Source organism: Blastococcus sp. SYSU DS0539, assembly GCF_054050855.1.
This window is the reverse complement of sequence record NZ_JBJHAF010000004.1, coordinates 171,154-185,344: the sequence shown is the minus strand read 5'-3', so window position 1 is coordinate 185,344 and position 14,191 is coordinate 171,154. Positions and strand designations below refer to the sequence as shown.

The 14,191-nt window shown below is 74.8% G+C and carries 12 protein-coding genes; 5 read left to right on the top strand and 7 right to left on the bottom strand.

The features are described from left to right. The first annotated feature begins 166 nt into the window (after window positions 1-166). A complete protein-coding gene (locus tag ACI790_RS07070; protein ID WP_456569082.1) occupies window positions 167-1,678 on the top strand; it encodes an SDR family oxidoreductase in 1,512 nt (503 codons plus the stop codon). Between the two features lie 171 nt (window positions 1,679-1,849). On the opposite strand, the gene ACI790_RS07065 is transcribed toward ACI790_RS07070, so the two are convergent. The 7 genes from ACI790_RS07065 to dnaA all read right to left on the bottom strand — a co-directional run bounded on the left by ACI790_RS07065 (window position 1,850) and on the right by dnaA (window position 11,397). Then, the gene (locus tag ACI790_RS07065; RefSeq protein WP_456569081.1) at window positions 1,850-3,640 is read right to left on the bottom strand and encodes an ABC transporter ATP-binding protein; all 1,791 of its coding nucleotides are present in this window, start codon (window positions 3,638-3,640) and stop codon (window positions 1,850-1,852) included. Between the two features lie 14 nt (window positions 3,641-3,654). Next, window positions 3,655-4,665: a hypothetical protein gene (locus ACI790_RS07060; RefSeq protein ID WP_456569080.1), complete on the bottom strand. Its 1,011-nt coding sequence runs from the start codon at window positions 4,663-4,665 to the stop codon at window positions 3,655-3,657. Between the two features lie 42 nt (window positions 4,666-4,707). After that, a complete protein-coding gene (locus ACI790_RS07055; protein WP_456569079.1) occupies window positions 4,708-5,208 on the bottom strand; it encodes a DciA family protein in 501 nt (166 codons plus the stop codon). Beyond that, window positions 5,205-6,383 (bottom strand): DNA replication/repair protein RecF, encoded by a 1,179-nt coding sequence (recF, locus tag ACI790_RS07050; RefSeq protein WP_456569078.1) that lies wholly within the window; start codon window positions 6,381-6,383, stop codon window positions 5,205-5,207. Before recF ends, ACI790_RS07055 begins: the two co-directional genes overlap by 4 nt. A gap of 21 nt (window positions 6,384-6,404) precedes the next feature. Beyond that, window positions 6,405-7,337 carry a phosphogluconate dehydrogenase (NAD(+)-dependent, decarboxylating) gene (gene gnd, locus ACI790_RS07045; protein WP_456569077.1) on the bottom strand — a complete coding sequence of 311 codons (933 nt, stop codon included), beginning with the start codon at window positions 7,335-7,337 and terminating at the stop codon, window positions 6,405-6,407. A 109-nt stretch (window positions 7,338-7,446) separates the two neighbouring features. Continuing rightward, a complete protein-coding gene (dnaN, locus tag ACI790_RS07040) occupies window positions 7,447-8,592 on the bottom strand; it encodes a DNA polymerase III subunit beta (protein ID WP_456569076.1) in 1,146 nt (381 codons plus the stop codon). A gap of 1,041 nt (window positions 8,593-9,633) precedes the next feature. Continuing rightward, window positions 9,634-11,397 (bottom strand): chromosomal replication initiator protein DnaA, encoded by a 1,764-nt coding sequence (gene dnaA, locus ACI790_RS07035; protein WP_456569075.1) that lies wholly within the window; start codon window positions 11,395-11,397, stop codon window positions 9,634-9,636. Window positions 11,398-12,090: 693 nt separating this feature from the next. On the opposite strand from dnaA, the gene rpmH reads away from it, so the two are divergent. The 4 genes from rpmH to yidC are packed head-to-tail and all read left to right on the top strand — an operon-like array spanning window position 12,091 to window position 14,104. Next, entirely contained in the window at window positions 12,091-12,228 is a 138-nt protein-coding gene (gene rpmH, locus ACI790_RS07030; protein ID WP_091930872.1) for a 50S ribosomal protein L34, read from the top strand. Window position 12,229: 1 nt separating this feature from the next. Then, window positions 12,230-12,610, top strand: a complete 381-nt coding sequence (rnpA, locus tag ACI790_RS07025; RefSeq protein WP_456569074.1) for a ribonuclease P protein component — start codon at window positions 12,230-12,232, stop codon at window positions 12,608-12,610. Beyond that, on the top strand, window positions 12,607-13,002 hold the full coding sequence (yidD, locus tag ACI790_RS07020; protein ID WP_456569073.1) for a membrane protein insertion efficiency factor YidD: 396 nt from the start codon (window positions 12,607-12,609) through the stop codon (window positions 13,000-13,002). The genes rnpA and yidD overlap by 4 nt, the downstream gene beginning before the upstream one ends. Beyond that, window positions 12,995-14,104: a membrane protein insertase YidC gene (gene yidC / locus ACI790_RS07015; RefSeq protein WP_456569072.1), complete on the top strand. Its 1,110-nt coding sequence runs from the start codon at window positions 12,995-12,997 to the stop codon at window positions 14,102-14,104. Before yidD ends, yidC begins: the two co-directional genes overlap by 8 nt. Window positions 14,105-14,191: the final 87 nt, after the last annotated feature.

Genomic DNA, 14,191 nt, shown 5'->3' with positions numbered 1-14,191 from the left:
AGGTCTGACAGGAACAGCGTCGTCCACGCCCTGACGTCGTGTCTGCGCCTCTCGCGGAGGGCGCGCCACCATCGGTCCTGCCCCCCGGGTCGACACGCCGTCGTCGGCCCGATGGGCGGTCCCGATGGCCGGGCGGGCTCGGCGCAGCGGCCGCAGACTCGGCGGCATGGCCTCCCCCGACGGCCCTCCGGCACCCGCTCCCGCGGCGCCTCCGCTCACCTGCCTGGTCACCGGTGCGACCGGGTACGTCGGCGGCCGGCTGGTGCCCGAGCTGCTCGCCGCCGGGCACCACGTCCGGGTGATGAGCCGCTCACCGGAGCGGCTCCGCGACCACCCGTGGGCCGGCGACGTGGAGATCGTGCACGCCGACGCCGCCGACGCCGGATCGGTCGCCGAGGCCTGCGCCGGCGTCGACGTCGTCTACTACCTGATCCACGCCCTCGGCTCGGGGCCGGAGTTCGAGGCGGCCGACCGGCACACCGCGACGGTGATGGCCCGGGCGGTGCGCGAGGCCGGCGTCGGCCGGCTGGTCTACCTCGGCGGGCTGGAGCCCGACGACGAGGAGCTCTCCCCGCACCTGCGCTCCCGCGCCGAGGTCGCCAGGATCATGCTGGGCTCCGGCGTCCCGACGGTCGTGCTGCGCGCCGCGGTGGTCCTCGGGTCGGGGTCGGCCTCGTTCGAGATGCTCAGGCACCTGACCGAGCGGCTGCCGGTGATGGTGACCCCGCGCTGGGTGCACAGCCGGATCCAGCCGATCGCCGTCCGCGACGTGCTGCGCTACCTGGTGGCCTGCGCCCGGCTGCCGGCCGAGGTGCACCGCTGGTTCGACGTCGGCGGCCCGGACGTCATGGACTACGCCCAGATGATGCAGCGGTACGCGCGGGTGGCCGGCCTGCCCCGGCGCCGGATCGTGCCGGTGCCGATCTTCACGCCGTCGCTGTCCAGCCACTGGGTCGGCGTCATCACCCCCGTGCCCGCCGGCATCGCCCGCCCGCTGGTCGAGTCGCTGCGCAACACCGTCGTCTGCGCGGAGCACGACATCGCCGAGTACGTGCCCGACCCGCCGGAGGGTCTGCTGGGCTTCGACGAGGCCGTCCGGCTGGCCCTGCAGCGGGTCGAGGACTCCGCCGTCTCCACCCGGTGGGCCTCCGCGTCGGTGCCCGGTGCCCCGTCGGACCCACTGCCCACCGACCCGGACTGGGCCGGCGGCAGCCTCTACGTCGACGAGCGGGTCCGTCCGGTGTCGGCGCCGCCCGAGGAGGTGTGGCGGGTGGTCGAGGGCATCGGCGGGGACCGCGGCTGGTACTCGTGGCCGCTGGCCTGGCGGGTGCGCGGCTGGCTCGACCGGGCGGTCGGCGGGGTGGGCCTGCGCCGGGGCCGGCGGGACCCCGACCGGCTCTACGTCGGCGACGCCCTGGACTTCTGGCGGGTGGAGGAGCGGGAGGTGGGGCGGCTGCTCCGGCTGCGCGCCGAGATGCGGCTGCCCGGGCTGGCCTGGCTGGAGTTCCACGTGGAACACGACGCAGGCACGGGGGAGACGGCGTTGCGCCAGCGGGCCACCTTCGCCCCGCGCGGGCTGTCCGGGCACCTGTACTGGTGGGCGGTCGCCGCCTTCCACGGGTTCATCTTCGGCGGGATGCTCCGCGGCATCGCCGGCGCGGCCGAGCGGCGCGGCTGATCGGTCAGCGGCGTGAGACTGGTGCAGGCGGACCCGGAGCCCGCCGTCCTCCCGCCCCGTCCGCCGTCCTCCCGCCCCGTCCGCCGTCCACCCGCACCGTTCGGCGTCCTCCCTCAGCGCCCGCCGTGCGGGAGGACGCGCGACGATCAGGTCACCTGATCCCAGCCGGGGTCAGACGAGGAGCTGGGCGGCGGCGAGCTCCCGGTAGAGCGGGCTGCCGTCCACCAGCTCGGCGTGCGTCCCCCGGGCCACGACCCGCCCCTCGTCGAGGACGACGATCTGGTCGCTGTCGAGCACCGTGGACAGCCGGTGCGCGACCACCAGCAGCGCGCGGCCCGTCGACGCCGCCGCGAGGGTGGTCCGCAGCAGCCCCTCGTTGCGCGCGTCGAGGCTGGCCGTGGGCTCGTCGAGCAGCAGCAGCTCCGGCCGAGCCAGCAGCGAGCGCGCGATGGCCAGCCGCTGCCGCTCGCCGCCGGACAGCAGCACGCCCTCGTCGCCGACCAGGACGTCGAGACCGCGCGGGGACCGGCGCACGACGTCGGTGAGGCCGACGTCGGCCAGCACCGCCCACAGCTCGGGGTCGGTGGCGTCGGGGCGGGTCAGCAGCAGGTTGTCGCGCACCGTCCCGGCCAGGACCGGGGCCTCCTGCTCGACGTAGCCCAGCCGCGCCCGCAGGCCGGCGCGGGGCAGCTCCCGGACGTCGGTCCCCGCCCAGCGGATCGCACCGCCGGAGAGCGGGTAGAAGCCCTCGATCAGCGCCAGCACGGTCGACTTCCCGGCCCCCGAGGGGCCGACGAGCGCCACCCGGCTGCCGGCCGGCACCTGGAGGGAGACCCCGCGGAGCACCGGGGTGCCGTCGGGGTAGGCGAAGGACACGTCGTCGAGCTCGAGCAACGGCGCCCCTCCGGCGTGGACGGCGGGTCCGCGGCCGGCCCGCTCCGCGCGCTCGTCGTCCTCCGGGTCGAGCGCGAGCACCTCCTGGATCCGGGAGAGGGCGCCGAGCCCGGTCTGCAGCTGGGTCCACGCGCTGATCGCCTGACCCAGGGGCATGACCAGCAGGAACAGGTAGAGGATGAAGGCGACGAGGGCCGAGACGGAGATGGAGCCGTCGGCCACCCGGTAGCCGCCGACGCCGAGCACCGCAAGGAAGGCGCCCTGGACGGCGATCGAGCCGGCCGGCGAGACCAGCGCCTCGAGCCGGGCCACCTGCACCCCCGCCCCGAAGGCCCGGCGGGCGCTGGCCCCCACGGCCGCCACCTCCCGGGCGGTGGCCCCCCTGGCCCGGATGGTGCGCACCGCCGACAGCGCCCGTTCGACGGCGGCGGTCATCGCGCCGACCTCCTCCTGGGCGCGCCGGGAGAGCCGCCGCACGCCACGCGAGGCGAGGACCGCGGTCACCGCCCCGATCGCGACCGCCAGGACGGTGAGCAGCAGCAGCCAGACGTCGACCACCGCCATGGCCACCAGCGCCCCGATGCCGATCACCGCCGAGCCGGCCACCTCGACGACGCCGGAGGTCACCGTCGCCCGCAGCAGTGTGGTGTCGGAGCCGACCCGGGACATCAGGTCGCCGGTGCGCCGCCGGTCGTACTCCGCGACCGGCAGCCGGAGCAGCCGGTCGATCAGGGTCAGCCGGGTGGTGAGGACGACGCCCTCGGCCGTGCGCTGGAGCACGAACTGCTGGAGCGCACCGAGCGCGGACGCCAGCAGCAGGACGACGACCAGCAGGCCCACCGCGGGGAGCAGCGGCTCGCCCTCGCTGACGACGTCGATGACCCGGGCGACCAGCGCCGGCTGGGCCAGCGCGCCGGCGGCGCCGAGCAGCGACAGCCCCGCCGCCAGCTGGAGCGCGCGGCGGTGGGGGCGCAGCAGCGGCAGCAGGTCCCGGAGCCGCACGCCGACGTCGGCGCCGAGCTGCCCCACCACGGGGCCGGCCCCCTGCTCCGGAACCGTGGTGGCCACCCGCGCCGACCTGCTCAGGCGCCGGCGGCGAGGGAGCCGACGATGGCGGTGAGCAGCCGCGCGTGGTGCTCCAGCAGCTCCGGCCGGTGCCCGTCGGGCCGGATCGCGGCCACGTGGCCCGCGGCGGACCAGAGCTCGTCACCGTCGTCGCTGCCGAGCAGCAGGCCGTGCACGGCGGGGTCCTGGACGAGCCGCCGCAGCTGCGGGCTGTCCTCCGCCGCCAGCAGCAGCCAGCGGGCGTCGAAGGTCGGCTCGCCGCTCGGCATGGGCACCATCCCACCGGTGCGGTGCCGCCAGAACCGGGCCGGGCTGAGCCGGAAGCCGGGCACGCTGCCGAGCATCGGGACGGCGGTGACCGCGTACTCGGGGACGAGGCGGCGGCGCTCCACGAAGACGACGTCGAACGCGACCAGCTCCAGCCCGCCGGCCCGGCCGCGCAGCACGTTGCCCGCCCGGTGGTCCTTGGTGGCGCGGACCGGCGAGCTCGCGATCAGGTCGGCGAGGACGGCGTCCTCGGGTGCGGTGCCGTCGGACACCGTCCAGCCGTGCTGGACCGCCCAGCCCTGGGCGCCGACCATGTCGCCCTCGTAGGCGAACACCCGCTCCACGGCGCCGGGCTGCCGACGGCGGCGGCCGAACAGGCCACCACCGCGGCCGGGCGGCTGGACGGGCGGCTCGACGGGCGGCTGGCCCGGCGGGGGGCCCGGCACCGGCGGGCCCTGCGGCGGAGGCGCGTCCTGCATGCCCTCGTCCCGCGGCTCCGCTGCCGGGTCCTGCGGCTGCTGCGCCGGGTCCTGCGGCTGCTGCGCCGGGCGGACCGGCTCCGCCGCGGGCAGGTCCCAGCCCGGCGGCTGCCACGGCCGGCCGGCCGGCTCCTCGTCCCGGGGCGCCTTGCGGCGGTCGGCGAAGTTGGGGCGGTCCTCGTCCTCATCGGGCGCGCCGGAGCCGAGGTGCGGCGGCTCGCGCCAGCCGCGGCCGTCGCCGTCGTCGAAACCGTCCCGGTCACCGTCGCGGGGGGTGCTCATCCCTGCATCGTCCTCCCGGCGCCGGCCTGCCGGCCGGGCGCCTCATCCGTAGGTGTCGCGGGGCCCCCGCCCGCGCACCGAGCGCGGGCCCTTCTTCCAGCTGGGAGCCGTCGGACCGACAACGCGCAACGTCCGCACGACGTCCCCGCCCACCTGGGCGCGCAGCTTGCCGAGGATCGACGGGGCCAGCAGGCGGAGCTGGGTGGCCCACGCCGTGGACTCGGCGACGACCAGCAGCTCGCCCTCGGTGAGGGTCTGCGGCCGGCAGTGCGAGGCGATGTCGGGGCCGACGATCGTGTCCCACCGGCCGAACACCGACCCCACCAAGGTGTGCGACGACCAGTCCTCCGAGCTGACCAGCGAGTCGACCAGGCGGCCCAGCGGCTGGGGGTCGTCGGCGCCCGGCCGCGGGCCGCTCCAGGCGCGCCGCGGGCCGGCGATCCGCCGCCTGGTCGGCTTCGGCCGCGCCGCCGAGGCGGCACGGGCGGCCTCCAGGGCGGCGCGCGCGATGTCGCTGGGCCGCGCCGGCCGCTCCTCGCTCACGGCATGCCTCCCTCGCCCACCGGGATCGCATCCTTCACCACGAGCGCCATCCCGCTCCCCACCTCGACGCGTGTCCCGCGCAGCTCGGCCGGCACGTCGTCGACGACGGCCGCGGTGATCAGCGTCTGCTCGGCCGAGCGGGCGACCTCGGCGAGCGCCGCCCGCCGCTCGGCGTCCAGCGTGGCGAACACGTCGTCGAGGACGAGGATGGGGTCCTCGCCGTCGCTGCGGAGCAGGGCGAAGGTGGCCAGCTTGAGCGCCAGGGCCAGGGACCAGGACTCGCCGTGGCTGGCGAAGCCCTTCGCCGGGGCGGGGCCGAGGTGGATCACCAGGTCGTCGCGGTGCGGCCCCACCAGGGTCATGCCCCGGTCCAGCTCGTCGCCGCGGCGCTCGGCGACCCGGGCCCGCATCGCCTCGGTGAGGTCGGCGACCGAGGGCAGCTCCTCGCCGGCCCGCAGCGCACCGCCGTCCCCGGCCAGCGGCACGGTGGAGCTGTAGCCGAGCCCGGCGACCGGGGCACCCTCCCCGGCGACGCCGGCGTAGGACTCGGCGACGTGCGGCGCCAGGTCGGCGGCCAGCCGCAGCCGGGCGGCGAGCAGCTGGCCGCCGAGGTCGGTGAGGTGCCCGTCCCAGACGTCGAGGGTCTCCATCGCCTTGCCGCGGGCCAGGCGGGCGGTCTTCAGCAGCGCGTTGCGCTGCTTGAGCACCCGCTCGTAGTCGCTGCGCACACCCGCCAGCCGCGGCGTGCGGGTGGCGAGCAGCTCGTCGAGGAAGCGGCGCCGCTCGGTGGGGTCGCCGCGGACCAACGAGAGGTCCTCCGGTGCGAACAGCACCGTGCGCACCAGGCCCAGCAGCTCGCGGGGACGCGGCAGGGCGGCCCGGTTCACCCGCACCCGGTTGGCCTTGCCGGGGTTGACCTCGATCTCGACGAGCAGCTCCCGGTCGCCGCGGCGCAGCGCCGCGCGGACCACCGCCTGGCCCGCGCCGTGGCGGACCAGCGGCGCGTCCCCGGACACCCGGTGGCTGCTCATGGTCGCGAGGTACCCGACCGCCTCGACGAGGTTGGTCTTGCCCTCGCCGTTGCGGCCCACGAACACGGTCGGCCCCGGCCCCAGTGCCAGGTCCACCCGGTCCCAGCTGCGGAAGTCGCCGACCTGCAGGTGCCTGAGGTACACCTCAGGCCGTCCGGTACCCGGTCACGCGGGCCGCTCGGCCTCCTGCGCCTGGACGGCGCGAACCGCGTGCCCGCCGAACTGGTTGCGCAGCGCGGCCACCGCCTTCATGGTCGGTGAGTCCTCCTGCCGGGAGGAGAAGCGGGCGAACAGCGAGGCCGCGATGGTCGGCACGGGGACGGCGTTCTCGATCGCCTGCTCGACGGTCCACCGGCCCTCGCCGGAGTCCTCGGCGTAGCCGCTGATCTCGTCGAGCTGCGGGTCCTCCTCCAGCGCCCGGACCAGCAGGTCGAGCAGCCACGAGCGGATGACGGTGCCCTGCGTCCAGGACGCGATGACGCCAGGCACGTCCTCGACCAGGTCCACGGCGGCCAGCAGCTCGTAGCCCTCGCCGTAGGCCTGCATCAGTGCGTACTCGATGCCGTTGTGGACCATCTTGCTGAAGTGGCCGGCGCCCACCGGCCCGGCGTGCACGAACCCGGCGCCGGGCATCTCCTGCCCGGACTCGTCGTGCGGTGCCGGCGGCTTGAGGGCGTCGAAGATCGGCTGCGCCTTGGCGACGTCCTCCTTGGTGCCGCCGACCATCAGCGCGTAGCCGTTCTCCAGACCCCACACGCCGCCGGAGACGCCGGCGTCGATGTAGCCGATGCCCTTCTCGCGCATCATGACGTCGTGCACCTGGTCGTCGGTGTACTTCGAGTTGCCGCCGTCGATCACGACGTCGCCGGGGCTGAGCAGCTCGCTCAGCTCCTTGATCGTCGCCTTCGTCGGGTCGCCCGCGGGCACCATGACCCAGACGACGCGGGGCGCTTCCAGCGCCTCGACCAGCGCGGGCAGGCTGTCGACGTCGCGCTTGCCGGGGCTGTGGTCGTAACCCACGACCTCGTGCCCGGCGCGGCGCAGCCGCTCGGCCATGTTGCCGCCCATCTTGCCCAGCCCGATCAGACCCAGCTGCACGGTCCCGCCTCTCTCCGCCGTCGTGGTCGCGATCCATCGTGCTCGTCCCGGGCGACTCCCGCCCCCCGGCCGGTCCCGGGCCCGCGACGGGGCCCGGGCCGGTGCGGGCTCAGCCCGGCAGCCGCACCGGCATGATCAGGTACCGGTAGCTCCCGGGGCGCTCGGCCGGCGCCGGCTTGTCGTCGTCGGCCGCCGGCTCCTCGACGCCGGAGAGCACCGCCGGCTTCAGCGGGCTGGTGAAGTCCATCCGCGCGCGGTCGGTGTGCACCGCGGCCAGGCCGTCGAGCAGGAACGTCGGGTTGAAGCCGATGGTCAGCGGCTCGCCGTCGAACTCGACGTCGCATCGCTCTTCCGCCTGGCCCTCGTCGTCGCTGCCCCCGGCCCGCAGGGTGACCTGCCCGGGGGTGAACTCGCAGCGCAGCGGCGTGCCCCGCTCGGCGACCAGGGCCACCCGCTTGGCGGCATCGGTGAACAGGCCCACCGGCAGCGTGGCGTTGGCCAGCGACTCGTTGGGCATGATCGCGCGGTACTTCACGAACTCGGCGTCCAGCAGCCGGGTCGTCGTCTGCCGGTCCTTGCCGGAGAGGCCGAGGATTCCCTCACCGGAGCTGCCCGAGGACAGCGACAGCGTGAGTTCCGGGCCGCTGGTCAGCGTCTTGGCCGCCTCGGCGAGCGTGCGTGCGGGGACGAGCACCGCGGCCGACAGCCCCGGGGTCTCCGGCCGCCAGGCGAACTCGCGCACCGCGAGGCGGTACCGGTCGGTTGCGGCGAGGGTGATCTGGTCGTCCTCGATCTCCAGCCGGACGCCGGTGAGCATGGGCAGCGTGTCGTCCCGCCCCGCCGCGACGGCCACCTGGGCCACGGCCTCGGCGAAGACGTCGCTCTCGACGATCCCGGCCGCCGACGGCATGGAGGGCAGCGACGGGTAGTCCTCGACCGGGAGGGTCGGCAGGCTGAACCGCGCGTTGCTGCAGGTGATGGCCAGCCGCGGCCCCTCGGCGGTGATCTCCACCGGGTGCGGGGGCAGGGCGCGGGTGATCTCGGCGAGGAGCCGGCCGGGGACCAGGACGCGGCCGCTCTCGCTGGTCTGGACGTCGACCTCGGAGCGGGCCGACACCTCGTAGTCGAAGCCGGAGACCGACAGCAGGTTCCCGTCGGCCTCCAGCAGGATGCCCGCCAGCACCGGCACCGACGGTCGCGGCGGCAGGCTGCGCGCCGTCCACGCGACGGCGTCGGCGAGCACCTCACGTGCCACCCGGAACTTCATCTCTCGACCCACCCATGTTCGGTCCGCCCCCCGCGGGCCGCTGGAGGGCGGCCGGCACGAGCACGGAGCTGTCGTTCCTGCTGCTGCGGGGCGAAGGGCTCCGCTGCGGTGCTCATCGTGCCTGTTGGAGTGCCCCGTGGGGAAACCCCGGTCCCGCGAGGAGCCGCCGGATGTCCTTCGCTGCTGCGCTTCCGGGCACCTCGGAGCGCAGCGTCCCCACCCAGAGTGTGGTTCAAGAATTTCTCGAGATAACTCCCTCATCCTCGTCATCACACGTGTGGAACCTGGGGATCGGGCCTCTTCGCGCAGGTCAGCGGCCGTTCGAGGGTGTTGGCCGGCTGTGGGTGGTCAGCGGCTCCCTGTTGTCGACACGTGGACAGATCGACGCTTGTGCACCGTGACCGGCGGCGGTCCACCTGCTGTCCCCTGCGTCTCCCCGTTCCGTCCCCAGGTCGTGTGCACGGTCCGGCGGGGCGGAACGGTGCGGCGCCTGCCCGGAGGTGGCCATCGGGAGCGTCCGTGCAGGTCAGACGGGTGTCGGCACACGTTGGCTGGATCCGGCCGGGTGGACGACGGCGCCGCGTCGTGACGACGCGGAACGGTGTCGGTACGACTTTCCCCCAGCTGTGCACATCCCTGGGGACAACTTCTCGACGAGTCGACGCCGGTCACCGTCGTCGCGCGGCCCATCGTGCGGAGAACCAGCGATTCCGTCGTCCCCAGGGATCCACACAGGTGTGGACAACGACTTGTCGACCGCCTCGCGACGGTGGCCGGAAGGGGTCCGGACGGTGACCGGATCACCGGCGCACCGTCACCGCCGGCACCCGTGGACCGAGGCCCGGACCACCCCGGCCGGGGCGGCGTCGTGTGCACGAATCGCCGCAGGCCGCGCCGCCCCAGGTCAGGGAGGGCACGGGCAGGGTTCCGCCGAGTGGGGCCCGCAGGGTCCCGCGCAGGCGCGACGGACGCGCTCAGCTCAGCAGGGGGACGGCCGTTGACCGCGGTGTCGTCCGGAGGACGACGGTGTCATTGCCGGGCGCGGCTCTTGATGCGGGCGGTCAGCTCGGTGACCTGGGTGTACGTGGCCCGCCGCTCGCTCATCAGGTTGGTGATCTTCTTGACCGCGTGCATGACCGTGGTGTGGTCCTTGCCGCCGAAGGAGGCGCCGATCCGCGGCAACGACAGCTCGGTGAGCTCACGGCACAGGTACATCGCGATCTGCCGCGCGTTCACCAGCGTGCGGCTGCGGTTGGTGCCCTGCAGCTCCTCCATCGTCACGGAGAAGTACTCGGCCGTGGCCGCCATGATGATCGCCGCGGTGATCTGGGGGCCCTGCTCGTCGCTGATCAGGTCCTTGAGCACCAGCTCGGCCAGCGGCAGGTCGACCTGCTGCTTGTTCAGGCTGGCGAACGCCGTCACCCGGATGAGCGCCCCCTCGAGCTCGCGGATGTTGGTCTGCACCTTGCTGGCGATGAACTCCAGCACCGGGTCGGGGACCTGCAGCCGCTCGCCCCACGCCTTCTTCCGCAGGATCGCGATGCGGGTCTCGAGGTCCGGCGCCTGGACGTCGGTGATCAGGCCCCACTCGAACCGCGTGCGCAGCCGGTCCTCCAGCGTCGTCAGCTTCTTCGGCGGACGGTCGGAGGTGATCACGATCTGCTTGCTGGCGTTGTGCAGGGTGTTGAAGGTGTGGAAGAACTCCTCCTGCGTGCGCTCGGCCCGCTCGAGGAACTGGATGTCGTCGATCAGCAGGAAGTCGATGTCGCGGAACCGGCGGCGGAACTCCTCGGCCCGGCCGGAGTGCACCAGGTTGATGAACTCGTTGGTGAACTCCTCGGTGCTGACGTAGCGCACCCGCACGTTCGGGAACATCCGCGCCGCGTAGTGGCCGATCGCGTGCAGCAGGTGGGTCTTGCCGAGCCCGGACTCGCCGTAGATGAACAGCGGGTTGTAGGCCCGCGCCGGCGCCTCGGCGACGGCGACCGCCGCGGCATGGGCGAACCGGTTGCTGTTGCCGATGACGAAGCTGTCGAAGACGTACTTGGGATTCAGTCCCGGGGTCGGCCCCGCCGGCCGGCCGGCCTCCGGGCGTCGCGCCCGGGCACCGGAGCCGGCGTTGGACCGCCGCTGCTCCCCCGCGTCGGGGTCCGCGTCGAAGGGCAGCACGTCGGCGCTGCGCTCGTCGTCGGCGCCACCCCAGTCGCGGCCGCCGGAGCCGCTCGCCGCGCCGGCGCCCCACGTGGTGGTGCTCCAGTCCTCCGGGGCGCCGCGGTCCACGGGGGGTCGCTGCGGTCCGTCGGCGGGGTGCAGTTCGCGGACCTCGGGGAAGCCGGCGGGCGCGGGACGCTCGCCGGTCGTGTCGCGGTCCCAGGGCGCGGTGCCCACGACGTCGGTCCGGACGCCGAACGCGCTCCGCCCGTCGTCGGCGCGGTCGCGGGTGGCGCGGTCCTCCTCCGCCCGCTGCGCCTCGGCGGCCGACCAGGGCCGTCGGACGGGCTCGTCGTCCCGGCTGTCGGCCGGGGGCGCCGCCGGGGTGTCCTCGAGCTGGACGGCCACGCGGATGTCGCGGCCGAACTGCTCGGACAGCGCCTCGGCGAGCACCCGGCGCATGCGCGACTCGAGCACGGTCTGGGTGAACTCGTTGGGCGCGGCGAGCACGGCGGTGTCCTCCACCAGGCCCAGCGGCCGGGTGAGGTTCAGCATCGCGTTCTGCTGCGGGGACAGGCTGGTCGCCAGTCGCTCCCGGATCTGGTCCCAGACCGTGGCCAGGTCCAGCGTGGCATCGGCCATGCCGTGTCGTCCTCCCATGCAGTCGACCCCGCGGCCGCTCCCGGTGCCCGGCACCTGCCGCGCCGGTCTCCCCCGCGGAGCGCGATCCCGTCCACCGGTGGGCACCCGGTTGTGGACACACGAACGCATGTGGTCCACATCGGTGTCCACAGGCTGTGCACGGCCGGCAGGATGGTGCGCCGGCTCCGCACGGGACTCTGGCCGATGCAGCATCGTGGCTGGTCACGGCCCTGATCGAGCGGCTGGAGGAGTGGCTCGGCGGTCGGTCGACCGACGGGGTCGGCCCGCGCGCCGTGACCCTGACGCCCGACGCGGAGCGACGGCGACGCTAACAGCCCCATCCACAGCCCGGCAACGCCGCCGTGACCGCCGGGCGCGCCCCGGGGCGGCGGAGACCGCCGCCGGCCCGGGCCGGTCGCCCGGCGCGCCGGGCGGGCTCCGCCGGACCGGCGGGGCGATCATGGGCGGTCGGTCGCCGGCACCCCCCGGTCCTCGGCTATGCTGGCCGGAGTCTGTGGACGGGTCTGCCCGTTCCCGGCCGCTGCAGCGTGCCTGCACGGTCGGGTGTCGGTCCGGCGCTCTGCAGTGCCAGCTTCCGGGGTCCGGGGACGGCCGTCGTGCCGCCTCGACACCCTGCGCGCCCCCGTCCACCGACGGGAGCGCACCGCCGATGTCGTGTAGTGGGAGTACCTCGTGAGCAAGCGCACGTTCCAGCCGAACAACCGCCGCCGGTCCAAGACCCACGGTTTCCGGCTGCGGATGCGGACCCGCGCGGGTCGGGCGATCCTCGCCACCCGTCGGCGCAAGGGCCGCGAGAAGCTCTCCGCCTGACGTGCTGCCTGCGCAGGCACGCCTGCGCCGGCGCCCGGATTTCACCGCGGTCGTCCGTTCCGGCCGGCGCGCCGGGCGGCCGACCATGGTGCTGCACCTCCTCCCCGAACGGCCCGAGCAGCCGACCGGCGACCCCGCGTCGCCGGTGACTGCGCGGGCCGGTTTCGTGGTGGGCAAGAGCGTGGGCAACTCGGTGGTCCGCCACCGGGTGACCCGCCGTCTGCGGGCCGTCGTCCGCGCCGAGCTCGACCGGCTCCCGGTCGGCGCGGACCTGGTGGTCCGCGCCCGTCGGGAGGCGGCCGCCGCGGACTCCGCTGCCCTCCACCGCGACCTGACGGCTGGTCTGGACCGGTTGCTGGGCGATCGGGCACGTGCCCGATGAGGACCTCCGGCGCCACGTCCCCGCGTCGCTCCCCCGTCGCCCGGCTGCTGCTGGGGGCGGTGGGTTTCTACTCCCGCGCGATCAGCCCGGCGCTGCCTCCGCGCTGCCGGTTCCACCCCACGTGCAGCGCCTACGCCGCCGAGGCGGTGGCCACGCACGGTGCGGGGCGCGGCACCTGGCTGGCGATCGTGCGGCTGCTCAAGTGCGCCCCCTGGCACCCCGGGGGCGTCGACCTCGTCCCGCCGGTGACCGGGTGGCGCGGAACCGGGACGGGTCCCCACTCGTCCAGCTCAGCGGCACGCCCCCCGGGTGCGCCGTCCGATGACCCCGGCCGCGAGGCCACCCCGCCGGCCGCGTGCCGGACCCCGCAGGAGGAGTCCTCCGTTGCTTGACTGGCTGTACACCGCCATCTCCTGGGTGATGGCCCGGTGGCACTCGCTGTGGAACGTCGTCTTCGGCGATCCCGCCGCCGAGACCGGCCTGGCCGGCCTCACCTGGGTCCTGGCGATCGTCTTCCTGGTCGTCACCATCCGGCTGATCCTCTTCCCGCTGTTCGTGAAGCAGGTGAAGTCCCAGCGGGCGATGCAGGAGCTGCAGCCGGAGATCGCCAAGCTGCGCAAGCAGTACGGCAGCGACCGCCAGGGCATGGCCGTCGCGATGCAGGCCCTCCAGAAGGAGCGCGGGGTCAACCCGCTGGCCGGCTGCCTGCCGATCCTGCCGCAGATCCCGATCTTCCTGTCGCTGTTCCACGTCCTGCGGCGGCTCGCCCCGGACAAGCAGGGCCTCTACTCGTGGACCGACCAGCTCACCGACGAGGCGGCCCGGGCCAAGCTCTTCGGCGCCCCGATCTCCGCGTCGTTCAACATGAGCGGCGCCAAGGAGCAGGCGATCCTGGACATCCAGGGCGTCACCTACACCAACATCCGGGTCGTCGCCTTCGCGCTGATCCTGGTCATGTGCTTCACGACGTACTTCACGCAGAAGCAGATCATGTCGCGGTCCGGCCCGGTCGAGGGTCAGGCCGCCATGATCCAGAAGCTGATGCTCTACGGCGTCCCGATCAGCCTCTTCGTCTCCGGCTTCATCTTCCCCATCGGCGTCCTCATCTACTGGATGGTCAACAACCTCTGGACCCTGGGGCAGCAGTTCTTCATCCTGCGCAAGTTGCCGCCGCCCGGGTCCGACGCCGCCAAGGCCAAGGCCGCCGAGGGCAAGCCCGTGGTGGACCCGCGCACGCTCGCCCCCAAGCCCGGTGCCAAGCCGGTCCGCGCGAAGCAGGGCCGGTCGATGCCGCCCGCCACGCCGCCGTCGACCACGGCCACCGGGGCGTCCGGCAGCACCGCGTCCGGCGCGGACGGCGCCCCGACGGCCGGTGGGAACGGTGCCTCGCCCGTGCCCGGCGGCTCGGCCAACGGGGCACCGCGGACCGGCGGCGGCTCCCGCCCCGGCTCGGGACAGGGCCCGGCCAACCGCGGCAAGCGGAAGCGTCGCTGACCACCGCTCGACCGCACCCCCGCCGGCCCGCCCGGCACACCGACCACCGGGGACACCCGGCCGCCGCACCGAACTGGGAGGAACACC